Below are 21703 nucleotides of genomic sequence, written 5' to 3' on the forward strand. Positions count from 1 at the left end.
GCCGTGCCCTTCTACGAACGCGCGCTCGCGGGGGCGGAGGCGCTCGACGTCGAGGACCGTCACGGGGTGTATCTGGGTTCCGGGCCGCCTGCGTCATGCGCGTCGTTCTAGGAAGCCGCGCCGACGACGTCCTTCTCCTCGGCGAAGTGGCACGCCGACTCGTGCGAGGCCGGGGTGTTCGCGGACTTGAAGCGCTCGGGGACCGCCAGCAGCGGCATGTCCGTGGCGCACTTGTCCTGGGCCTTCCAGCAGCGCGTGCGGAAGCGGCAGCCCGACGGCGGGTTCGCCGGCGACGGGACGTCACCGGAGAGGATGATCCGCTCGCGACGGTCGCGGGCATCGGGGTCCGGGACCGGGACCGCCGACAGCAGCGCCTGGGTGTAGGGGTGCGTCGGGTGGTCGTAGATCTCGGTGTCCGTACCGATCTCGGCCATCTTGCCGAGGTACATCACACCGACCCGGTCCGAGATGTGCCGGACGATCGACAGGTCGTGCGCGATGAAGAGGTAGGAGAGGTTGAACTCGTCCTGCAGCTTCTCCATCAGGTTGATGACCTGCGCCTGCACCGACACGTCGAGCGCGGAGACCGGCTCGTCGCAGATGATGATCTCCGGGTTGAGCGCCAGACCACGGGCGATGCCGATGCGCTGGCGCTGACCGCCGGAGAACTGGTGCGGATAGCGGTTGATGTACTCCGGGTTGAGACCCACGACATCCAGGAGGTCCTGCACCTTGCGGCGCCGGTCGCCCTTGGGGGCCACCTCGGGATGGATCTCGAAGGTCTCCCCGATGATGTCGCCCACCGTCATCCGGGGGTTCAGCGAGGTGTACGGGTCCTGGAACACCATCTGGATGTTGCGGCGCACGGCCTTCAGCGCGCGGCCGGACAGCTTGGTGATGTCCTGGCCCTTGTAGAAGACCTCACCCGCGGTGGCCCGCTCCAGCGTCATCAGGAGCTTGGCGACGGTGGACTTGCCACAGCCGGACTCGCCCACGATGCCGAGCGTCTCGCCCTGGTACAGGTCGAACGAGATGCCGTCGACGGCCTTGACGGCGCCGACCTGCTTCTTGAACAGAATGCCCTGGGTCAGCGGGAAGTGCTTGACCAGGTTGCGGACCTGGAGGATCGGCTCGCCCTTCGACACCGGCGCGTCGATGGCGGCCACGGCCTCCGCCTCGGTGGCCGCGTCGACGGTCTCCACTTCGGTGACGTTCGGGGTGGCGTCCACGGGCTCCTTCTCGATGTCAGCCATGGATCGTCTCCTTCCAGAAGTGGCAGGCGCTGCGGCGGCCGACCAGCTCGGTGCCGTCCTGCTCGGCCACCGGGCTCAGCGCCGGGATGTCCGTACGGCAGATGTCCTGCGCCATCGTGCAGCGCGGGTTGAAGGCACAACCCGTGGGCACGTTGAGCAGGTTGGGCGGCAGGCCCTTGATCGCGAAGAGCTCCTGGCCCTTCTGGTCCAGGCGCGGGATCGACTCCAGCAGACCCTTGGTGTAGGGGTGCGCGGGGCGCTTGTAGATGTCGTGGACCGGGGCGGTCTCGACGATCCGGCCCGCGTACATCACGGCGATCTTGTCGGCGACGTCGGCGACGACGCCGAGGTCGTGCGTGATCAGGATCAGACCCATGTTGTACTCGCGCTGAAGCTCGGCGAGGAGGTCCATCACCTGGGCCTGCACGGTCACGTCGAGCGCCGTCGTCGGCTCGTCGGCGATGATCAGGTCCGGCTCCAGCGCCAGCGCCATGGCGATCATGATGCGCTGACGCATACCGCCGGAGAACTGGTGCGGGTAGTCCGAGACCCGGGCCTTGGCGGCCGGGATCTTGACCTGGTCCATCAGCTCGATGGCCTTGGCCTTCGCGTCCTTCTTGGACATGCCCTGGTGGACCCGGAACATCTCGCCGAGCTGGTAGCCGACGGTGAGGACCGGGTTCAGCGAGGAGAGCGCGTCCTGGAAGATCATGGCGATCTTCTGGCCGCGGATCTGCCTGCGCTCCTCGTAGGACATCTTCAGCATGTCCTGGCCGCGGAAGAGGATCTCGCCCTGCGGGATCTTGCCGGGCGGCATGTCGAGGATGCCCATGACGGCCTGCGCCGTCACGGACTTGCCGGAGCCCGACTCACCGAGAACGGCGAGCGTCTCACCGGCGTCCACGCTGTAGTTGACGCCGTTGACGGCCTTGACCACACCGTCGCGGGTGTGGAACTCCACATGCAGGTCGCGGACTTCGAGCAGCGGGCCGACGTGGTCGTCGTCACCCGAGCGGGGGGCCGAGACGTCGGCGGTCTTGTCGATGGTAGTCACGTACGCCCTCCTTATCGCGTCTTCGGGTCGAGGGCGTTACGGACGGCTTCGCCGAGCATGATGAACGCCAGAACGGTGATGCTGAGCATGATCGACGGGTACAGCAGGATGTGCTGTGCGACGCGGATCTGGCTGGCCCCACCGGAGATGTCGATGCCCCACGAGACAGTCGGGGAGGCAAGACCGAGACCGAGGTACGACAGCGTCGCCTCGGCCGAGATGTACACACCGAGCGAGATGGTCGCGACGACGATCACCGGAGCCATGGCGTTCGGCAGGATGTGCCGGAAGAGGATCCGGCCGGTGCCGGCACCCAGAGCCCTGGCGGCCTGTACGTAGTCCGACTGCTTGATGGTGATGACCGCACCACGCATCACACGCGCGATCTGTGTCCAGCCGAGGAACGCCAGGGCGAGGACGACGACCCAGACCGTGCGGTCGGTGAACGCCTGAAGGACCACCATGGCGCCGAGCAGGAACGGCAGCCCGAGGAAGATGTTGGTGAAGCCGGAAAGGAGGGCGTCGACCCAGCCACCGAAGTAGCCGGACACCATGCCGATCAGGCCGCCGAACACGGTCACCAGCACGGTGACGGAGATACCGACGATCACCGAGGCACGGGTGCCGTAGATGAGACGTGCGTAGACGCTGCGGCCCTGGACGTCGTAGCCCAGCCACTCGGGCGAGCCGACCTTGCCGAGCTCGGGCTTGCCCAGGTAGTGGTGCACCAGGTCGCCCGAGGTCGGCGACGCACTGGTGAACAGGCCCGGGAAGGCCGTCATCACGAGCAGGATCACGATGAGGAAGGCCGAGATGAGGAAGTACCAGTTGGAGCGCAGGTCGATCCACGCATCGCCCCAGAGGCTGCGGGCCTTCTCGGCCTTCACCGGCTCCGCCGACAGCGCGGTCTTCGGGTCTTCGGTCACGGGTGCGGTCTTGATCGCGTCAGGCATAACGGATCCTCGGGTCCAGGACCGCGTACAGCAGGTCGACGATGAGGCTCATGAAGAGGTAGACGAGCACCAGGATGGTGACCAGTCCGACCAGGGTGGTGCCCTCGCGCCGGACGATCGACTCGTAGATGGTTCCGCCGACACCCTTGACGTTGAACAGGCCCTCGGTGACGACCGCGCCGCCCATCAGGGCGCCCAGGTCGGTGCCGAGGAAGGTGATGACGGGGATCAGCGAGTTGCGCATCAGGTGCACACCGATGATGCGGCGCTTGGGAAGTCCCTTGGCCACGGCGGTACGCATGTAGTCCGAGCGCAGGTTCTCGGCCATGGTCGTGCGGGTCAGTCGTGCCACGTAGGCGAGTGACAGCGATCCGAGCACGATGGCCGGCGCTATCAGTTCGTCCCAGTTGGCGTCCATCGAGACGTTCGGCTCGATCCAGCCGAGCTGGAACGCGAACACCGACTTGACGATGAACCCGAGAACGAAGACCGGGATGGAGATGATCAGCAGCGTGAAGACCAGGATCACGTTGTCCGAGAGGCGACCCGCACGAAGACCGGCGATCATACCGAGGCCGATGCCGAGCACGATCTCGAGGATGAACGCCATGCTGGCCAGGCGCAGGGTGACGGGGAACGCGTCACCGAGTACGTCCGTGACCGGCCGGCCGCTGGCTATCTGCGTGCCGAAATCACCGTGCAGGACGATGCCTGTCATGTAATTCCAGTACTGCTGCAGGATCGGCTGGTCCAGCCCCAGTTGGTGCCGCATCGCGGCCAAAGTAGCAGGGTCCGCACCCTTGTCCCCGAAAAGTCCCCGCACGGGGTCGCCGGGCAGCGTGTAGACCATCAGGAATATCAGCAGAGTTGTCCCGATGAAGACCGGGATCATCTGGAGCAGTCGTCGTGCGACATAGCGCCCCATGGTGCCTCCATGTAAGTGGCAAGCGGCAACCGACAGGCCCTCCCCCGTCACCGGCCCCAGTGGGGTCATCGGTGACGGGAGAGGGCCCCCCGGCCACGGCGTGCAGGCTGGTGCGAAACCGATGTCAGTGTCGGTCCCGCACCGGCCCGCGGACTACGTCGTCGGTTACTTCTTGACCTGAACGTCGGTCAGGATCGGGTCGCCGTCCTGGGCGTACTTGACGTTCTGGACCTTCTCCGAGTAACCGGCGTTGACCTTGTAGTACCAGAGCGGAATGGTCGGCATGTAGTTGACCAGCTCCTTCTCCACCTCCTGGTACCCCTTGACCGACTCGTCGAGCGTGGCGGCGGAGTCCGCGGCCGCGATCTTCTTGTCGAGGTCCTTGTTGGAGAAGAAGCCGTTGTTGCCGGCCGCTCCGGTGCGGAACAGGTCGCTGATGAAGTTCGCGTTCACCGGGTAGTCGAGCACCCAGCCGCCGCGGTAGAACGACTTGACCTGCTTGGCGTCACGGGCGTTCAGGTCGGCCTGGAAGTCGGCCTTCGAGTCGCCGGCGCAAGCGACACCGGTCGCCTGGGTGATGCTGTTGCAGACAGCCTCGACCCATTCCTTGTGGCCGCCGTCGGCGTTGAACTGGATGTAGATCTTGTTACCGGGAACACCGCCGCCCTCCTTGATGAGAGCCTTGGCCTTCGTCGGGTTGTACGTGGTGACGTCACCCGCGACGTTCGGCTGGTAGCCGAGAACACCCTTGGCGACCCAGCCCGTGGCCGGCTCGCGGGTGCCCTGGAGCACGGTCTTGGTGATCGTGTCCCGGTCGATGGCCATCGACAGGCCCTGCAGGACCTTCGGGTCGGTGTCCTTCCACTGCTTGGTGTACATGGCGACACCGAGCGTCTGGATCGCGGAGTACGCCTGGGACACCGCGCGGTCACCGAGGTCGGACTTGTAGACCGGGAGGTCCTTCGGCGCGATCTGGCGGAGCACGTCGACGTTGCCGGACTTCAGGTCCTCGTAGGCGGTCTCGAGGGTGGTGTAGTTCTTGAAGATCACACCACCGTTCTTCGCCTTGTCGGGACCCTGGTAGTCGTCGTTGCGGACAACCTTGATCTGCTTCTTGTGGTCCCAGCTGACGAACTTGTACGCGCCGTTGCCGACCGGCTTCTCACCGGCGGCCTTCGGGTCCGCGTAGAAGGACTCGGGCAGCGGCGAGAAGACCGTGTAGCCGAGCTTGTACGAGAAGTACGGCAGCGGGTTGTTGAGCTCGATGGTGAAGGTCGAGTCGTCGATGACCTTCAGGCCCGACATGGCGTCGGCCTTCGGCTTGGCCTTCTCGCCGTCGGGGTGGACGTCGGAGAAGCCCTTGATGTCGGCGAACCAAGAAGCGTTGGTCTGGGCGTTCTCGATGTTCGCGGCCCAGTTCCACGCCTTGACGTAGGACTCGGCGGTGACTGCCGTTCCGTCGTGGAACTTCCAGCCGTCCTTGAGCTTGACCGTCCAGAGCTTGCTGTCCTTGGTGTCGACCGACTCGGCGTTGACCATGACGAGCTTGCCGGACGCGTCGTAGTCGACGAGCTGCGAGAAGATCGCGTCGGTGACGATGCTGCCGTTCGACTCCATCGTGTTCGCCGGCTGCAGCGGGTTCTGCGGCTCACCGACCTCGACGGAGAAGATGCCGTCGGCGTTGACCGCGCCCTTGGCACTGCTGCCGTTGTCCTTGCCGCTGTCGTCGCCGCCACCACAGGCGGTCGCAGCCAGGGCGATGAGTGCCGCTCCCGCGACCCACTTGGCGCTCTTGGCACCACGCATGGGTTTCCTCCTCATGAGTCCACTTTTGACTACAAGAGGGGCACTGGACCGATACACCGACACCCCTGACGGTGATCGTTTTCAGTGCCCCGAGTGTGCTCGTGAGTCGGCACTCCCCACAGTGCGTGACCCATTGACCCGAGCTCAATGCAGCCAACTATTAAGTACAGCCGGGCTGTAAACCACACTTAAAGGGTCTCGGTTTGACAACATCGAGAAGGCATGGATGACCGAAATCCGGACAAACCAATCCCAGACAGACAGGCTCGAAACGGACTGTTAACACGCGTTTCGGAGAGCGACGGTCGATAACCGGACGCCTCGGGCAGAAAATCGGGTTGACGAGAAGACCCGGACTCCCCATGTGAACGGGAGCCCGGGTCTCATGTCAATGGCTGGGACGATTCTTCCTGAGGATCATCCCTCGGGAGCCTGGTCAGCGCTTGGCGCGCGACGCGGCGCGGCCGCGCTCCTTCTGGTCCAGGACGACCTTGCGGATACGCACGGTCTCCGGGGTCACCTCGATGCACTCGTCCTCGCGGCAGAACTCCAGGGACTGCTCCAGGGAGAGCTTGCGGGCCGGCACCACGTTCTCCGTGGTGTCCGCCGAAGCCGCACGCATGTTGGTGAGCTTCTTCTCCTTGGTGATGTTCACGTCCATGTCGTCGGCGCGGGAGTTCTCGCCGATGATCATGCCCTCGTAGACCTCGGTGCCGGCCTCGGTGAAGATGACACCGCGCTCCTGGAGGTTGACCATCGCGAACGGCGTCACCGTGCCCGCGCGGTCGGCGACCAGCGAACCGTTGTGGCGGGTGCGCAGCTCACCGCACCACGGCTCGTGGCCCTCGAAGATCGAGTGGGCGATGCCGGTGCCACGGGTCTGGGTCAGGAACTCCGTGCGGAAGCCGATGAGGCCGCGGGACGGAACGACCCACTCCATCCGGACCCAGCCCGAGCCGTGGTTCGTCATCGTCTCCATGCGGCCCTTGCGGGTCGCCATCAGCTGGGTGATGGCGCCGAGGTGCTCCTCGGGGGAGTCGATCGTCATGCGCTCGACCGGCTCGTGGGTCTTGCCGTCGATCTGCTTGGTGACGACCTCGGGCTTGCCGACCGTGAGCTCGAAGCCCTCACGGCGCATCTGCTCGACGAGGATCGCCAGGGCGAGCTCGCCACGGCCCTGGACCTCCCAGGCGTCGGGACGCTCGGTGTCCAGGACGCGGAGCGAGACGTTACCGATCAGCTCACGGTCGAGGCGGTCCTTCACCTGGCGGGCGGTGACCTTGTGACCCTTGCCGCCCTTGCCGACGAGCGGCGAGGTGTTCGTGCCGATGGTCATCGAGATGGCCGGCTCGTCGACCGTGATCAGCGGCAGCGCGATCGGGTTCTCGGGGTCGGCCAGGGTCTCGCCGATCATGATGTCCGGGATGCCGGCGATGGCACAGATGTCACCCGGGCCCGCCTTCTCGGCCGGCTTGCGGGTGAGCGCCTCGGTCATGAGCAGCTCGGTGATGCGGACGTTGGACATCGAGCCGTCGCGCTTGATCCAGGTGACGGTCTGGCCCTTGCGCAGCTCGCCCTGCTCGACGCGGCAGAGCGCGATACGGCCGAGGAAGTTGTCGGCGTCCAGGTTGGTGACGTGGGCCTGCAGCGGCGCGTCCTCGTCGTACTCCGGGGCCGGGACGTGCGACAGGATCGTGGAGAAGAACGGCTCCAGGTTGTCGCTGTCCTGCGGAACGGTGCCGTCCTGCGGCTTGGTCAGCGAGGCGACGCCGTCACGGGCGCAGGCGTAGACGATCGGGAACTCGATCTGGTCCTCGTCCGCGTCCAGGTCCAGGAACAGGTCGTACGTCTCGTCGACGACCTCGGCGATCCGGGAGTCGGGGCGGTCGGTCTTGTTGATGCAGAGAATGACCGGCATCTTCGCGGCGAGTGCCTTGCGCAGCACGAAGCGGGTCTGCGGGAGCGGGCCCTCGGAGGCGTCGACGAGCAGCACGACCGCGTCCACCATCGACAGACCGCGCTCGACCTCGCCGCCGAAGTCGGCGTGGCCGGGGGTGTCGATGATGTTGATCGTGATGGGTTCCCCGCCGTCCTTGGGGTGATACTTCACCGCCGTGTTCTTGGCGAGGATCGTGATGCCCTTCTCACGCTCCAGGTCGTTCGAGTCCATCATGCGTTCGTCGAGGTGCTCGGCGGCGTGCGCGGCGAAGGCACCGGCCTGCTTGAGCATGGCGTCGACCAGCGTGGTCTTGCCGTGGTCGACGTGGGCAACAATGGCTACGTTACGGATGTCGTGGCGCGTGGGCATGGGTGGCTTGCGCTTCTCTCGGATCGTGGGATCAGGCGTCTCAGTCGCTCTCGGGTCCTCGTACGCCCGCCGGGCGGACACGCCACGGCTGTCCCCATGGTACGGGGCTGACAGGTCCGAGGCTTCCGGGCCCGATCCGCGAGACCGCTCACAAGCCGCTCTTCCACCGGTATCCAGCAGGTATTCAGCCGGAATTCAGCTGGTGTGACCTGGACAACGAGGCCTCGCCAGGGTGTGTGACCCGGACAACGGGGCCGCGCCGGGGGTGTGCGCGGTGGCCGGCGGGCAGGGACGGACACGGACACCGAAAGGTACCGGCGGCCACCGAAAGGTACCGCGGGACACGGAGAGACGCGCAGGACTCCCTTGCCCGCCAGGGATGCCGGCGGGCAAGGGAGGGGAGTCGGTTCTGCTGCGTTTTCGGAACCGAGGCCCGCTACTTCCTGGTGTGCGCCGGAGGTCCGGCGGGCTGCGGCGCCTTGAAGCCGATGTCCTGGTAGCGGGGTGCGCCGAAGCCGAAGGCACCGACGTTCACCAGCTTCCGGTCGGTCGCCACGAGCTGCGGGCGCTGGTAGAGCGGAATCGATCCGGCGGCGGCCCAGATCCGTGCGTCCGCCTCCTTCATCAGGTCCCGGGAGGTTTCCTCGTCGAGCTCCGAGACTGCCTGCTCGAAGAGCTGGTCGATGTGGTCCGTACCGACGCGGGTGTAGTTCTGCTCGACCAGCAGGGAGCCGTCGGTGGCCGGCACCGGCTTGGCGAAGACCGGGCGGTCGTCGGTGGCCGGGTAGGCGGTGACGGGCCAGGAGTACAGGGCCAGGTCGTAGGCGCCGGATGCGATGTGGTCCTTGAAGTAGCTGTCGTCGGAGACCTTCGTGACGGTCGTGCCGATGCCGATCGAATCGAGCATCTCCGAGATCTTCCGTCCGACCGCCCGCAGCGGCTCCGAGCCGGGGCCGGCCGGCAGGACGAAGCGCAGGGACAGCACCTTGCCGTCCTTGCCGAGCGGGCCGCGGCGCGTGTCCGGGGCCTGTGCGGGGGCTGCGGTGCCCGCGGGGGCGTAGGCGCCGGTGACGCCGTCGCGCGGCCGGCCACCGGGGGCGGCCTCGTCGGTGCCGGTGCCGGCCAGGTGTCCGGCCTGACGCCGCAGGGCGGCACTGTGGAGTGCGGCGGCGGAGGTGGTGGTGAGGACCTGGGAGCCGTCGTGAACCGCCTCGGTGCCGCCCGGCCGGTTGTCGTCGGTCCCGTGCCCGGGGGCGGTGTCGCCGGCCTTGTCGTCGGTCCCGCCGGGCTTCCCGGACGAGGCGGCCTTGTCGTCCTTGCCGGGGGTGGCGTCCTTGTCCGCCCCCTTCTTCTCCCCTTTCTTCTCCCCCTCGCTGCCCGCCTTGGCGCCGTCCTTCTCGGCCGCACCCTCCCGCGTCCAGCCCGCGTCGGCCAGCAGGGCGCGGGCCTCCTCGGCGTCCTCGCCGCCCAGTGCGGCACTGCTGTCCTTGTACGCAGGCTGCCCGGCCAGGGCCAGGTGGCTGCCGAGCGGCGTGGCGGGCAGACCGAGCGGTTTGAGCACGGTGTCGGCGAGCTCCTGACGGTTCAGGGCCCGGGCGACCGCCCTGCGCACCCGTTCGTCGGCGAGCGGCCCGGACTCGCCGTTGAGCGCGAGCTGGGTGTAGGCGGGCTCCAGCGACTTGCGGACCGCGTACACGCGCAGCTTGTCCTGCTCGCCGGTGTACGCCTCGGCGGCCTCCCTGGCCTTCTCCCTGGCCGCCTGCGCGGCCGCCGCCTTCTGCTCGTCCGAGCCGTGTGCCTCGGCCCAGGAGCGCAGGGCGGCGGCCGGACCGGACCCGGTGTCGGGGCCGGGGCCCTGGGCGAGCTGCTGTCCCTTGCCGCCCGCGCCGCTGGATGCCTGCACGATCCGCTGTGCGGTCGCGGCGTCGACGTCGGCGACGCCGACCTTCCCCTCGGCCAGGGCCTCGGCACGGTCCTGCGGCGGGACGGCCTTGAAGACCAGCGAGTCGAGCTTGGCCCGGGTGCCCCACCACCGCGGGTTGCGGACCAGGGTGACCTCGCCGTTCGCCGTGTCCACGCTGCCCAGGCCGAACGGTCCCGCGGTGGCCTTGAGCGTGGTGCGCGCCTCGTCGTTGAAGGCGCCGGGCGAGCCGGTCACCTCCTTCGGGTACAGCGGGGAGAACAACGAGCGCCAGTCCGCGTACGGCTTGGCGAAGGTGACCCGGACCTCCTGGTCGTCGGCGCCGCGCTCGATCTTCTCGATCCGCTCGTAGCCGGCGTTGCGGGCGGTCCAGAACGCCGAGTCCTTGCCGTTCAGCGCCCGCCACTGGGCCACGAAGTCGGGCGCACCGATCTCCCGGCCGTCGCTCCACACCGCCCGCGGGTTGATCCGGTAGAGCACCACCTGCCGGGGCTCGCGCTCGACGACCTTCGCGGACTTCAGATAGTCCCGGTTGATCCGCGGCCTGCCCGTTGCGTCCAGCGGGAAGAGCGTCGGCAGCACAGCGCCCGTGATGCGGGTGGTGGCGCTGTTCGCGTCGGCCTGGAAGGCGTTGAGGGTGGTGGGCGCGGCATCGACCGCCCAGTCGACCGTGCCGCCGTCGGCAACCAGGCTGCGGGCCGCGACCGCGATGTCCTGCGGGGTGGCGGTCCCGGTCGAACCGTTGCTGCCGTCGTCGGAGCTGCAGCCGGCCAGTACGGGGAGCGTCAGCACACCCGTCGTGAGGAGCGCGAGCGAGCGGCGCTTTCGGGCCGTCCCCCGCGGGACGCCGACGTGGGACATGCTGATACCTCCGGGGCCGGCCCGGGCCACCCGCACGCGAGTGTCCGGATGTGTGCGTATGTGGGGGCATATGCAGTTGATCAGATTGATCCGCCCGTCCACTGAAGGCGCCTGGATGCGGGAGACGGCGCAGACACGGCGTCGACGCCCGAAACCTCACTCGCGCGGCGGAGAAACGTGCGACAGAAGAGGTCCGCACGCTTCACCATGCAGGTGTGAGGCGCGTCGCTCCCCGGTGTATGAACACGACCACGCACGATCGCAAAACGAGCGCAAGTCATGTCACGGATACAGGACTTGACGGTGTTTCAGCACGGTTTCGAGGACTTGTTCCGACCGCCGGCCGACCGGAACGGGGTCTCGCGCGGCCGCGCGAGGCCGAGGCGGATCCGGCGCCGCCCGAAGCCGCCGCATCCGCGCCCGCACGTCCGCACCCCTCCCTGAGCGCAGGGGCGCGGTCGCAGCGCGGACGGCGTCGCCTCCGGTTGCGGTTCCGGCGACCGGGTCGGGGGTGACGGAACGTCGCCGGGTCGCGGGTGACAGAAGAGGGACATAACCTCACAAACGTGACACCGCCCCTGAGTACCCGAATATCCCTGCCGGGCCGGGCCGTTCTCGCCGTGCTGTCGGCGGTGTACTGGCTCGCTCTCCCCACCGCACCGACCGCCCGCGCCGACGATCCCGTCACCCTGTCCAAGGACGGACAGATCACCGACAGAGTGGGGGCGCTCGGCGACCGCAAGAACCAGGTCGCGGCCGCGCTCGACCGGCTGTACGACGACCAGCGCATCCAGCTCTTCGTGGTGTACGTACGGGGCTTCTCCGGGCGTACCGCGCAGACCTGGGCCGACGAGACGGCCGAACGCAACGGCCTCGGCAACGACGACGTACTGCTCGCCGTCGCCACGCACGACCGGCAGTACGCCTACACCGTCGAACAGGGCGCGCGCCTCACCGACGCCCAGCTCAAGGACGTGGCGGGCACGGCCATCGAGCCCGCCCTCAGGAAGCACGACTGGGCCGGCGCGGCGATCGGCGCCGCGAACGGCTACTCCGCCGTACTGGCCGGCAAGCCGGTACCCACACCGACGATCACCCCCGGCGCCGCCGACCCCGGATCGGGGAGTTCCGGCGGGGCGGGTGCCACCGATCTGATTCTGCCGGTGGCCGTCGCCGGCGGAGCGGCCGCGATCGCCGGCTACGCCTACACCCGGCGCAAGCGACGGACCACGACCCGCACCACCCCCGGGGCGACCGGCTGGGGACCGGCCGCCGCCGGTTCGGACGGCCCGCCCCCGGCCCCGACCCCGTTGCCGGAGCTCGACAGCCGGGCGAAGGAGGCCCTGGTCGGCACCGACGACGCGGTCCGCACCAGCGAGGAGGAACTGGGTTTCGCCACCGCCCAGTTCGGTGAGGAGGCCGCGGCCCCCTTCACCGAGGCCGTCGGCTACGCGAAGGGCGAGCTGACGGCCGCGTTCCGGCTGCGTCAGCAACTGGACGACGCCTTTCCGGAGGACGACGCGACACGGCGCCGGATGCTGGACGAGATCATCAGTCGCTGCACCGACGCCAACACCCGCCTCGACGCCGTGTCCGAGGACTTCGACCGGCTGCGCGCCCTGGAACGCAACGCTCCGCAGGCCCTGGCCACCGCCGAGGAGGCATTTCGTACGCTCACCGGCCGCGTCTCCACCGCCGAGGCCGCTCTGACGACGATGCGCGATCAGTACGCGGAGTCGGCCTCCGCACCGGTCGGCGACGCCGTCGAACAGGCCAAGGACCGGCTCGTCTTCGCCACGTCCCACCTCAACCGCGCCCGGCAGTCCATGGACGGCGGGGACAACGCCGCCGCCGCGGTCCATGTACGGGCCGTCGAGGCAGCGGTCGACCAGGCAACCACCCTCGTCGACGCCGTGGACCGCCGAAGCCGGGAACTCGCGGAGGCGGCGGGCAAGCTGCCCGCCGCGCTCACCGAGACGGAGACCGACCTGGCCGACGCGGGCGGGCTGCTCAGGGGCACCGCCGAGGGTGCGTCGACGGCGGACCTGCGGGGCCGGATCGCGCGTGCGGAGTCGGTGCGCGACGGCGTGCGGGAGGAGATGCGGGCAGGCCCGTACGACCCCATCGACGCACTGCGCAGGGTGGAGGAGGCCGATGCGGCGCTCGACGAGGCGCTGACCGGCGCCCGCGAACGGGAGCAGGGCGACGAGCGGGCCCGCTCCCTTCTCGACCAGGCGACGCTCGCCGCGCGGTCGACGATCGCCGCCGCGGCCGACTACATCACCACGAACCGCGGGGCCGTGGGCAGCCAGGCCCGTACCCGCCTCGCGGAGGCCCAGCGCCGGCTCGACCGGTCCGGCGAGCTGGCCGGCGCCGACGACCCCCAGAGCGCGCTGGCCGAGGCGCAACAGGCGGACGCGCTGGCCGGGCAGGCGCGGAGCCTGGCCGAACAGGATGTGCGGTCGTACGGGGGTCGCGGCGGCGGCATGGGCGGCACCCAGAACGGCGGCGGGGTCAACGGCGCGGTGCTCGGCGGGATCATCCTCGGCGGACTCCTGGGCGGCGGCCGCGGCGGGGGTGGCCGCGGCGCGGGCTACGGGGGCGGCTTCGGCGGAGGTTTCGGCGGGGGCGGCGGTCCGGGCAGTTTCGGCGGCGGGGGTACGCGCGGCCGACGTGGCGGCGGCGGCCGTTTCTGAACCGGGCGGTGCCGGTTGCTCCGCAGCCGCCGTCCCGGTCGTCGTCCGGCGGCGGGGGCGCCGGCCCAGCACTTCATTGGTACGCATCCACACACAGGAGAGACGTCATGACCAAGCAGACCATCCTCGGCCGGGTCACCCAGCTGGCGAAGGCCAACATCAACGCGTTGCTGGATCAGGCGGAGGATCCGCAGAAGATGCTGGACCAGCTGATCCGCGACTACACCTCCAACATCTCGGAGGCCGAGCAGGCGGTCGCCGCGACCATCGGAAATCTCCGGCTGATGGAGCAGGACCACCGGGAGGATGTCGAGGCGGCGGCCGAGTGGGGCGGCAAGGCGCTCGCCGCCAGTCACAAGGCCGACGAGTTGCGGACGGCCGGGGCTGATGCGGAGGCGGACAAGTTCGACAACCTGGCCAAGGTCGCGCTCGGCCGTCAGCTCCAGTCGGAGAAGGAGGCGAAGACCGCGGAGCCGTCCATCGCCTCGCAGACCGAGGTGGTGGAGAAGCTCAAGTCCGGCCTGGACCAGATGAAGAGCAAGCTGACGGAACTGAAGTCCAAGCGGGACGAGCTCGTCGCTCGCGCCAAGTCCGCCCAGGCGCAGAACCAGATGATGGATTCCGTCAAGAACATCAATGTGCTCGACCCGACGAGTGAACTCAACCGTTTCGAGGACAAGGTCCGGCGCGAGGAGGCGAAGGCGCTGGGCAAGCAGGAGCTTGCCGCGTCGTCCCTGGACGCCCAGTTCGAGCAGCTGGACAGCCTGGGCGACAACGCCGAGATCGAGGCCCGTCTCGCCGCCCTGAAGACGGCCTCCTGACGGACGGCACCCCGGCCGCGGCCGCCCCCACCGGTCAGTACATGCTCAGCAGCTGTTCGACCGTGGGCTCGGCGGCCGGCCCGCCGTCGGGCAGCTCCAGTTCGAACCAGACGGTCTTGCCGCGCGGTGTCCGTCTGGAGCCCCAGGCGGCACTCAGCAGTCCGACCAGCTGCAGCCCCCGGCCGCCCTCGTCGGTGTCGCGGGCCCGCCGCCGCCTGGGCTGGACAAGACCCGCGTCCCACACCTCGCACACGAGCGTACGGTCGCGCAGCAGCCGGAGCCTGATCTCCCCCTCCCCGTACCGCAGGGCGTTGGTGACCAGTTCGCTGACCAGCAGTTCGGCGGTGTCGGCCAGTTCGCCGAGGTCCCAGGCGAGCAGCTGGTCACGGGCCAGTTCCCGGGCGCGGCCCACCGAGCGGGGCTCGCGGGGCAGCCGCCAGTCGCCGACGGCGTCGGCGGGCAGCCCCTGGATGCGGGCCATGAGCAGGGCGATGTCGTCCTCGCCGTGCCGGGTGTGGAGGGTGGTCAGTACGTGGTCGCAGACGTCCTCCAGCGGTCGCCCGGATTCGACGAGCGCACCGCGCAGGGAGTCCAGCCCTTCGTCGAGCGGATGGTCGCGGGACTCGACCAGGCCGTCCGTGTAGAGGGCGAGCAGGGCGCCCTCCTTCAGTTCGACCTCGACCTCCTCGAAGGGTTCGCCGCCGACACCGAGCGGCATCCCGGGCGGGACGTCGAGCAGCACGGCCGGTTCGCCCGGATCGACCACGGCCGGAGGGAGATGGCCGGCGTTGGCGAAGGTGCACCGCCGGGTGACCGGGTCGTAGACCGCGTACACACAGGTCGCCAGGTACACCTCGGAGAGGTCCGCGTCCCGGGACTTGTGGGCGGCGGCCCGGGAAGGCCACTGGACGCCGCCGCCGAAACCGTCGGACGCGAAGGAGCCACCACCGGGGGTACCGAGCCCGCGGGCGACCTCGTCGAGGGCGGACAGCACCTCGGCGGGTTCCAGGTCCAGCAGGGCCAGGGTCCGCACGGCGGTGCGCAGCTCCCCCATGGCCACGGCGGCCCGCAGTCCGCGGCCCATGACGTCTCCGACGACCAGTGCGGTGCGGTGGCCGGGAAGTTCGATCACGTCGAACCAGTCGCCGCCCACCTCGGTGGCCGTGTTGCCGGGGAGGTAGCGGCAGGCGATGTCCAGACCGGCGGCCTCGGGGTCGCCCGGCGGCAGCAGGCTGCGCTGGAGGATCAGTGCGCGCTCGTGCTCGCGCCGGTAGAGGCGGGCGTTGTCGATGCAGACCGCGGTCCGGGAAGCGAGTTCGGTGGCGAGTGCGCGGTCCCGCTCCCCGAAGGGTTCGCTGCCCTTCGTACGGGAGAACTGGACGAGGCCCACCACCGTGTCGTGCGCGACCATCGGTACGGCGAGCGTGGACTGGACGAAGCCCCGGTCGTCGCCGGGCACGTCCTCGACATGACCGGTGCGCAGCGCGATGGCACAGGGCGAGTTGAACGAGAAGCGGTGGACGGCGCCGAGCGCGGGCGGGCCCGGCCTGGTGGTGGGTGCGGCGGGCAGGGCGCCCGAGACCGCGCTGGCGAGGGCGACACGGCACAGTTCCGCGGAGCCGCCGACGGACTCCTGGCGGAGCGAGTCCCAGCGGCCGGGCGGGGCGTCGTCACCGGTGAGCAGCCCCTGGTAGAGGTCGACCGAGGCGAGGTCGCAGAAGCCGGGCACGGCGACGTCGAGGAGCTCGCGTGCGGTGGTCTCCAGGTCGAGGGAGTTGCCGATGCGGGCGCCGGCCTCGTTGAGCAGGGCGAGGTTGCGGCGGGCGCTGGCCGCCTCGCGGGCGGCGATGTGCCGTCGCGTCACGTCGGTGGCCAGTCCGGCGATGCCGATGGGGCGGCCCGATCCGCTGTGCACGCGGTAGAGGTTCATGGACCAGTGGCGGTTCTCGGTGTCGCCGGGGGCCATGCCGACGAGCTGGAGGTCGGTCACGGAGGCGCCAGTCTCCAGGACCCGCTTCAGGGTGGCGGTGAGCCGGTCGGCCTCGGAGCGGGCGAGGTAGTCGTCGACCGTGCGGCCGCGGTGCTCGTCGGGCCGGCCGCCGAAGACGGTGGCGAAGCGTTCGTTGGCCCGTATCACCGTGAGGTCCATGCCGAAGAGCACGAACCCGAAAGGAGACTGGCCGAATATCGCCTGTGACGCGGCAAGGTCCGTCTCGATGCGACGCAGCGCGCGGACATCGACGACGATACAGATCGCGGCCCGCTCGCCGGTCTCCGTCTCGCCCGGCATCACATAGATCTCGGCGAGCCCGTCCGCGGCATCCTCGCCCGGTATCCGGAAGGGGACGAGGCCCGTCCACTCCTTGCCGTCGAGGATCTCGCCGACCCGGCGGTGACCGTCCCTGCGCAGTTCCGCGGGCATGAACGCCTCGACCGGATCCGTGCCCACCGCCTTCTCCGCGGGAATGCCGAAGAGCCCGGCGGCCCGCCGGCTCCACTGCTCGATCAGGCCGTCAGGGCCGATCGAGAAGGAGGCGACCCTGATGTAGTCATAGATCGAGCCAGGCGGGCTGCTCTGCCACACGATGTCGCCCGTCGTCCCAGGTATTTCGCTCACGCGACCGTCCCCTCCAGCTCACACACCGGACCGGTCCTTCCCGCAGTATTCAGCACTACGACCCCTACCGACACGGCGTTCACGATCACAGCACGGTCTCAGTCCCTTTCAGCCAGGTTCCGAGCCTCCGGTGATCGCTGTGCGTCCCACCCCTCTCCTAACCAGGCAGGGCCAACTCGAACCACACGGTCTTGCCGGTCTTTCCTCGCCGGGTCCCCCAGCGGCGAGCGGAACAGGCCACGAGCTGCAGCCCTCTGCCGCTCTCGTCATCGGGTCCCGGCCTGCGTTCGGTGGGCGGATCCGGAAGCGGATCGGAGACCTCCACGAGCAGTCCGGGGCGGGCCGCGGGGACGTGGCCGTTGGGATGGGGGCGCCGGAGCCGTACCCCGATGGGGCCCGATGTGTACTGCAGGGAGTTGGTCACCAACTCGCTGACCAGCAGAACTGTCATGTCTCCGACGGCGGCGTCGAGCCCCCAGCCGCGCAGCGTCTCATGGACGGCATGCCGCGCGGTGCGTACGGAATCCGGCACAGCCGGAAAGGTCCACTCGGCGCAGTCGTCTTCGGTGTCGGTCACGCCGATCACTTCCCAAGACCAGCAACAGGGCACCTCGCGTACGGGCACAGTGAGGCACATACCCGGCATTCGGGGCAAAATATCGTCCGGGTCGGCACGTGGGGCGTACGGACGTATGACTACGCATGCGAACGGATGTACGTAGAGAAAGGGGCGCACGCCCCACTGGGCACGCGCCCGCACGATCCACACGGACTCCCGGATCAGCTCGACGAACTGTCCGGCAGCCGGCGCATCGCCTCCTCGACGGCGGGCAGATCCTGCTCCAGCCAGTCGACCGCACAGCTCTCACCGGGCCCGAGCCAGCGCAGTTCGTCATGATCCTGAAGCGGTGCGGGCACCCCGGACACCAGGCGGGCCGTCCACACCCGGAGCACATATCCCGGCTTCAGCGGCCATTCACCGGGGATGCGCTCCAGCGGTTCCGCCTCCACGCCGAGTTCCTCGCGCAGTTCCCGTACGAGCGCCTGCTCACCACTCTCACCGGGCTCAATTTTCCCGCCGGGCAATTCCCACCGGCCAGCCAGCTCGGGCGGGGCGCTCCGGCGCGCGGCCAGGAGGCGCCCCCGGTCGTAGACGGCCCCGGCCACCACCACACGATCACTCATGAGCCGGAGCGTAACGCCCACCCGACCCCCGTGCCCGAGCCGCTACGACTGGGCGCCCCCCTTGACGCGCTCCACCCAGTAGAGCTGCTTGTGGCCGTGGACATCGAGCTGGTCGGCGATCCGCTGAGCCTCGCCCTGCGTGGCGTATCTGCCGACGCGGTAGCGATTGCCGTTGTCATCCTGCCGTATCACCAGCCAGAGGAGTTCGGCACCGCTTTCGTTCATCGTCCCCCTGCTCGGCATCGCGCCCCTCCCTCGCACGGCGTGCACGTTTCTGAGCATCCCCAGGAAACCGCAATACGCATATGCCGGAGCCTACCCCTGACCTTCACTCAACGGATCGGTAATGACACAAAGGGGCACTGATCCAGCCATAAAAGGGACGAATAAAAGGGGCGCACCCGGCTGGATGCGCCCCTTTTCGCACGCCTATGACGTGCCACTGCTCCGACGTGCCGTCGTCGGGCTTCGGTCACCTGACCGGAAGGTGGTACCCGACCCGGAAACGGTCTGCGGGCACCACGACGTCCGCCGTCTCCACCGGGCGACCCGATGCGTAGTACGTCCGCTCGATCACCATCACCACATGGCCCGGTACGCCGCCCAGCGCCAGGAGCTCCTCCGCCAGCCCCGGACGCGCGCCGACCTGCTCGGCCACGTTGTCCACGACGACATCGATGGCGGCCATCCGCTCGACCACCCCGCAGCCGCCCAGCGGCCCCTCCTCCGGCAGCATCACCGGCGTACGCCCCGTCACGGCGAGGGGTTCCCAGGAGGTGGAGAGCATCACCGGCTCCCCGGCTTCCCGGAAGGTGTATCGCGTGCACATCACCCGGTCACCCGGCTCGATGCCCAGCCGCTCGGCGATCTCGCCGCTCGCGTCCTCCTGCTCGCTGCGGGACTCCCAGGTCCCCTGCACCCCCTCCGCCGTCTGCTCCTGGCGGAACGGGCTGCCGCCGGCCCCGGGCTGGTAGCCGGAGCGCGCGATCCGGCGCGGGACCGGCCGCTCGCGCACATACGTCCCGGAACCGGAGCGCCCCTCGACCAGCCCCTCGGCCATCAGCACCTTGCGCGCCTCCAGCGCGACGGTGTCCGAGACGCCGTACTCCTGGCGGATACGGGCTTGCGAGGGCAGCCGTGTGCGCGGCGGCAGCGAACCGTTGACGATCTTCTCCCGCAGATCGCTCGCCACGCGCAGATAGGCGGGCTGCTCACCGAAAGTCACAAGCCACTCCCAACGGGTTGACAGTCTGCAACAGACTGGCAACCGTCGGTTGTTGGCCGCAAGTGCAGGCCAGGGTTTCACCCGAAGTGATGATTCGCCAGGGTGCGATGTGTATCCGGCCGTCGGACGGCACGCGGTCTCCCGTCACGACGGCGCAACGGCCCCGGCGCACGCCGGATGGGGCGGCCGCCGGTGCGACCGCCCCACGCGTTCAGCGGAATTGCTGACTCACAAAGCCGTCATCAGAACTGCAGGGACCAGGAGTTGATCGTCCCGGTGTCCGCCGCGGCGTCGTCGGTGACTCGCAGCTTCCAGGTGCCGTTGGCCACCTCCGAAGAGGCGTCCACCGAGTAGGTGGTCACCACGTCGTCAGCGCTGCCGCCCGTCCCGTCCGCCTTCAGGTTGTAGACCGAACCGTCGGGCGCGACCAGGTCGATCGTCAGGTCGCCGATGTAGGTGTGCGAGATGTCGACGGACACGGCCAGCGCGGACGGCGCGTTGCCGGTGACACCGCTGACGGTGATCGGCGACTCGACGGTGGAGTTGTCCGCGATCGCGTAGCTGGTCGCGCTCTCGAACTTCTCGCCGGTCGGCGGCGTGGTGGTGGAATCGCCCACGTTCAGCAGCAGGTTGGGGGAGCCCGTGCCGGGGCTCGTCACCACTCCGGAGCTGGCCGCGGAGACCAGTGCCGCGGAGACCTGGGCCGGGGTGTCGCTCGGGTGGTCAGCCAGGTAGAGGGCCGCGGCGCCGGCGACGTGCGGGGTCGCCATCGACGTGCCGGAGATCGTGCTGGTGGCGCTGTCACTGCTGTTCCAGGCCGAGGTGATCGACGAACCCGGGGCGAAGATGTCCAGCAGGCTGCCGTAGTTGGAGAAGCTGGAGCGGGCGTCCGTGCTGGTCGTGGAGCCGACCGTGATGGCCTCGGGGACCCGCGCCGGGGACTTCGAGGAGGCGTTGGTGGACTCGTTGCCCGCGGCCACGGCGTAGGTGACGCCGGAGGCGATGGAACTCTGCACGGCGGCGTCGAGCACGGAGTCCGCGTCACCGCCCAGGCTCATGTTGGCGACGGCCGGCTTCACGGCGTTCGCCGTCACCCAGTCGATGCCCGCGACGACCTGCGCGGTCGTGCCGGAGCCGCTGTCGTCCAGGACCCGGACGGCGACGATGTCCGCCTTCTTGGCGACGCCGTACGTCGAACCTGCGACGGTGGCGGCGACATGGGTGCCGTGGCCGTAGCCGTCCTGCGCGGTGTCGTCGTCGTCGATGGCGTCGTAGCCGTACGAGGCCCGGCCGCCGAAGTCGCTGTGGGTGATCCGGACACCGGTGTCGATGATGTACGCGGTGACACCCTCACCCGCGTTGTCCGGGTAGGTGTAACTCTGGTTCAGCGGAAGGTTCTGCTGGTCGATCCGGTCGAGTCCCCACGACGGCGGCGAGGTCTGGGTGTCATTGACCCTGAAGGTCCGGTTCTGCGAGACGGACTCGACCGCGGGGTCGGCGGCGAACTTCTTCGCCTGGGCCTCGGAGAGTTCGACCGCGTAGCCGTTGAGGGCGGCGTGGTACGTCTTCTTGATCTCGGCGCCGTACTCCTTGGCGAGGGCCTTGCCCTTCGCGGAGCCGGCGTCGACCGCCGATTCGTCGAGCGTGACGATGTAGCTGCCGCTGATGGCGCCCGGGGCGCCCGCGTTCTCGATCCGGCCTTCGACGGAGGCGCCGCTCGCGGTGGCGGGTAACGCCGCCGCGGTGGACAACACGAGTGCGGCGCCGGTCAGGAGTCCGGCGGCGGCGAGCCTTCGGCGCGTGTGGGGGGTATGACGCATCTCTGGCATCTGAGGGGTCCTCCTCGATTGCGGTGCACTGGTGGGGGGAGTTCCGCGTAGTGCGGAGCGGAACGGGGCAGGCCGAATCGAGCCGAGTGGACTCGAAGAGCATGGGCATGACAAGAACGCGCTTCGGATTCCGCGCCGCCCACGGCCCGGCCCGACAGCGAAAGATTGACCGATCCATAGGAATCGCACAAGGGTGCGTTGGCGGATGCCATGACTCCGCCATGCACGCGCCACATGCCTGACATGCTG

Annotated in this window: 15 protein-coding genes; 2 read left to right on the forward strand and 13 right to left on the reverse strand. The window is 69.0% G+C overall.

The window, feature by feature from the left end; genetic code table 11:
- Positions 1 to 107: 107 nt before the first annotated feature.
- From AB0L71_RS22465 to AB0L71_RS22495, 7 genes are all read right to left on the reverse strand, one after another.
- Positions 108 to 1253, reverse strand: coding sequence for a dipeptide ABC transporter ATP-binding protein (locus tag AB0L71_RS22465; RefSeq protein WP_365245746.1), 1146 nt, complete (start codon positions 1251 to 1253; stop codon positions 108 to 110).
- Positions 1246 to 2307, reverse strand: coding sequence for an ABC transporter ATP-binding protein (locus tag AB0L71_RS22470; RefSeq protein ID WP_365245749.1), 1062 nt, complete (start codon positions 2305 to 2307; stop codon positions 1246 to 1248). The genes AB0L71_RS22465 and AB0L71_RS22470 overlap by 8 nt, the downstream gene beginning before the upstream one ends.
- Positions 2308 to 2318: 11 nt before the next feature.
- The gene (locus tag AB0L71_RS22475) at positions 2319 to 3260 is read right to left on the reverse strand and encodes an ABC transporter permease (RefSeq protein WP_365245752.1); all 942 of its coding nucleotides are present in this window, start codon (positions 3258 to 3260) and stop codon (positions 2319 to 2321) included.
- Positions 3253 to 4185 carry an ABC transporter permease gene (locus AB0L71_RS22480; protein WP_365245755.1) on the reverse strand — a complete coding sequence of 311 codons (933 nt, stop codon included), beginning with the start codon at positions 4183 to 4185 and terminating at the stop codon, positions 3253 to 3255. The genes AB0L71_RS22475 and AB0L71_RS22480 overlap by 8 nt, the downstream gene beginning before the upstream one ends.
- A 165-nt stretch (positions 4186 to 4350) precedes the next feature.
- Positions 4351 to 5991 carry an ABC transporter substrate-binding protein gene (locus AB0L71_RS22485; protein ID WP_365245758.1) on the reverse strand — a complete coding sequence of 547 codons (1641 nt, stop codon included), beginning with the start codon at positions 5989 to 5991 and terminating at the stop codon, positions 4351 to 4353.
- 436 nt (positions 5992 to 6427) lie between these two features.
- Positions 6428 to 8299 (reverse strand): translational GTPase TypA, encoded by a 1872-nt coding sequence (gene typA, locus AB0L71_RS22490; RefSeq protein ID WP_365245761.1) that lies wholly within the window; start codon positions 8297 to 8299, stop codon positions 6428 to 6430.
- 436 nt (positions 8300 to 8735) lie between these two features.
- Positions 8736 to 11081, reverse strand: a complete 2346-nt coding sequence (locus AB0L71_RS22495) for an ABC transporter family substrate-binding protein (protein WP_365245764.1) — start codon at positions 11079 to 11081, stop codon at positions 8736 to 8738.
- Between the two features lie 566 nt (positions 11082 to 11647).
- Here AB0L71_RS22495 and AB0L71_RS22500 point away from each other — a divergent pair.
- Both AB0L71_RS22500 and AB0L71_RS22505 read left to right on the forward strand, forming a co-directional pair.
- A complete protein-coding gene (locus tag AB0L71_RS22500; RefSeq protein ID WP_365245767.1) occupies positions 11648 to 13777 on the forward strand; it encodes a TPM domain-containing protein in 2130 nt (709 codons plus the stop codon).
- A gap of 107 nt (positions 13778 to 13884) precedes the next feature.
- Entirely contained in the window at positions 13885 to 14598 is a 714-nt protein-coding gene (locus tag AB0L71_RS22505) for a PspA/IM30 family protein (RefSeq protein ID WP_365245770.1), read from the forward strand.
- 34 nt (positions 14599 to 14632) lie between these two features.
- Here the strand turns inward: AB0L71_RS22505 and AB0L71_RS22510 are convergent, their stop codons facing one another.
- The 6 genes from AB0L71_RS22510 to AB0L71_RS22535 form a co-directional block, all read right to left on the reverse strand.
- Positions 14633 to 17182 (reverse strand): SpoIIE family protein phosphatase, encoded by a 2550-nt coding sequence (locus AB0L71_RS22510; RefSeq protein ID WP_365246071.1) that lies wholly within the window; start codon positions 17180 to 17182, stop codon positions 14633 to 14635.
- Positions 17183 to 17372: 190 nt separating this feature from the next.
- On the reverse strand, positions 17373 to 17801 hold the full coding sequence (locus tag AB0L71_RS22515; RefSeq protein WP_365245773.1) for an ATP-binding protein: 429 nt from the start codon (positions 17799 to 17801) through the stop codon (positions 17373 to 17375).
- Between the two features lie 194 nt (positions 17802 to 17995).
- Positions 17996 to 18400, reverse strand: coding sequence for a (deoxy)nucleoside triphosphate pyrophosphohydrolase (locus tag AB0L71_RS22520; RefSeq protein WP_365245776.1), 405 nt, complete (start codon positions 18398 to 18400; stop codon positions 17996 to 17998).
- Between the two features lie 42 nt (positions 18401 to 18442).
- Entirely contained in the window at positions 18443 to 18625 is a 183-nt protein-coding gene (locus AB0L71_RS22525; protein ID WP_365245779.1) for an SPOR domain-containing protein, read from the reverse strand.
- Positions 18626 to 18872: 247 nt separating this feature from the next.
- Positions 18873 to 19625 carry a GntR family transcriptional regulator gene (locus AB0L71_RS22530; RefSeq protein WP_365245782.1) on the reverse strand — a complete coding sequence of 251 codons (753 nt, stop codon included), beginning with the start codon at positions 19623 to 19625 and terminating at the stop codon, positions 18873 to 18875.
- Between the two features lie 242 nt (positions 19626 to 19867).
- Positions 19868 to 21454: a S8 family peptidase gene (locus tag AB0L71_RS22535; protein WP_365245785.1), complete on the reverse strand. Its 1587-nt coding sequence runs from the start codon at positions 21452 to 21454 to the stop codon at positions 19868 to 19870.
- Positions 21455 to 21703: the final 249 nt, after the last annotated feature.

Source organism: Streptomyces sp. NPDC052052 (assembly GCF_040680455.1).
Taxonomy (GTDB): domain Bacteria; phylum Actinomycetota; class Actinomycetes; order Streptomycetales; family Streptomycetaceae; genus Streptomyces.

Excerpts from the sequence above, each read along its gene's own strand:
- AB0L71_RS22465 (WP_365245746.1), bottom strand. The coding sequence starts at position 1,253 with ATGGCTGACATCGAGAAGGAGCCCGTGGACGCCACCCCGAACGTCACC.
- AB0L71_RS22475 (WP_365245752.1), bottom strand. The coding sequence starts at position 3,260 with ATGCCTGACGCGATCAAGACCGCACCCGTGACCGAAGACCCGAAGACC.
- AB0L71_RS22480 (WP_365245755.1), bottom strand. The coding sequence starts at position 4,185 with ATGGGGCGCTATGTCGCACGACGACTGCTCCAGATGATCCCGGTCTTC.
- AB0L71_RS22485 (WP_365245758.1), bottom strand. The coding sequence starts at position 5,991 with ATGCGTGGTGCCAAGAGCGCCAAGTGGGTCGCGGGAGCGGCACTCATC.
- typA (WP_365245761.1), bottom strand. The coding sequence starts at position 8,299 with ATGCCCACGCGCCACGACATCCGTAACGTAGCCATTGTTGCCCACGTC.
- AB0L71_RS22495 (WP_365245764.1), bottom strand. The coding sequence starts at position 11,081 with ATGTCCCACGTCGGCGTCCCGCGGGGGACGGCCCGAAAGCGCCGCTCG.
- AB0L71_RS22505 (WP_365245770.1), top strand. The coding sequence starts at position 13,885 with ATGACCAAGCAGACCATCCTCGGCCGGGTCACCCAGCTGGCGAAGGCC.
- AB0L71_RS22520 (WP_365245776.1), bottom strand. The coding sequence starts at position 18,400 with ATGAGTGATCGTGTGGTGGTGGCCGGGGCCGTCTACGACCGGGGGCGC.
- AB0L71_RS22525 (WP_365245779.1), bottom strand. The coding sequence starts at position 18,625 with ATGAACGAAAGCGGTGCCGAACTCCTCTGGCTGGTGATACGGCAGGAT.
- AB0L71_RS22535 (WP_365245785.1), bottom strand. The coding sequence starts at position 21,454 with ATGCCAGAGATGCGTCATACCCCCCACACGCGCCGAAGGCTCGCCGCC.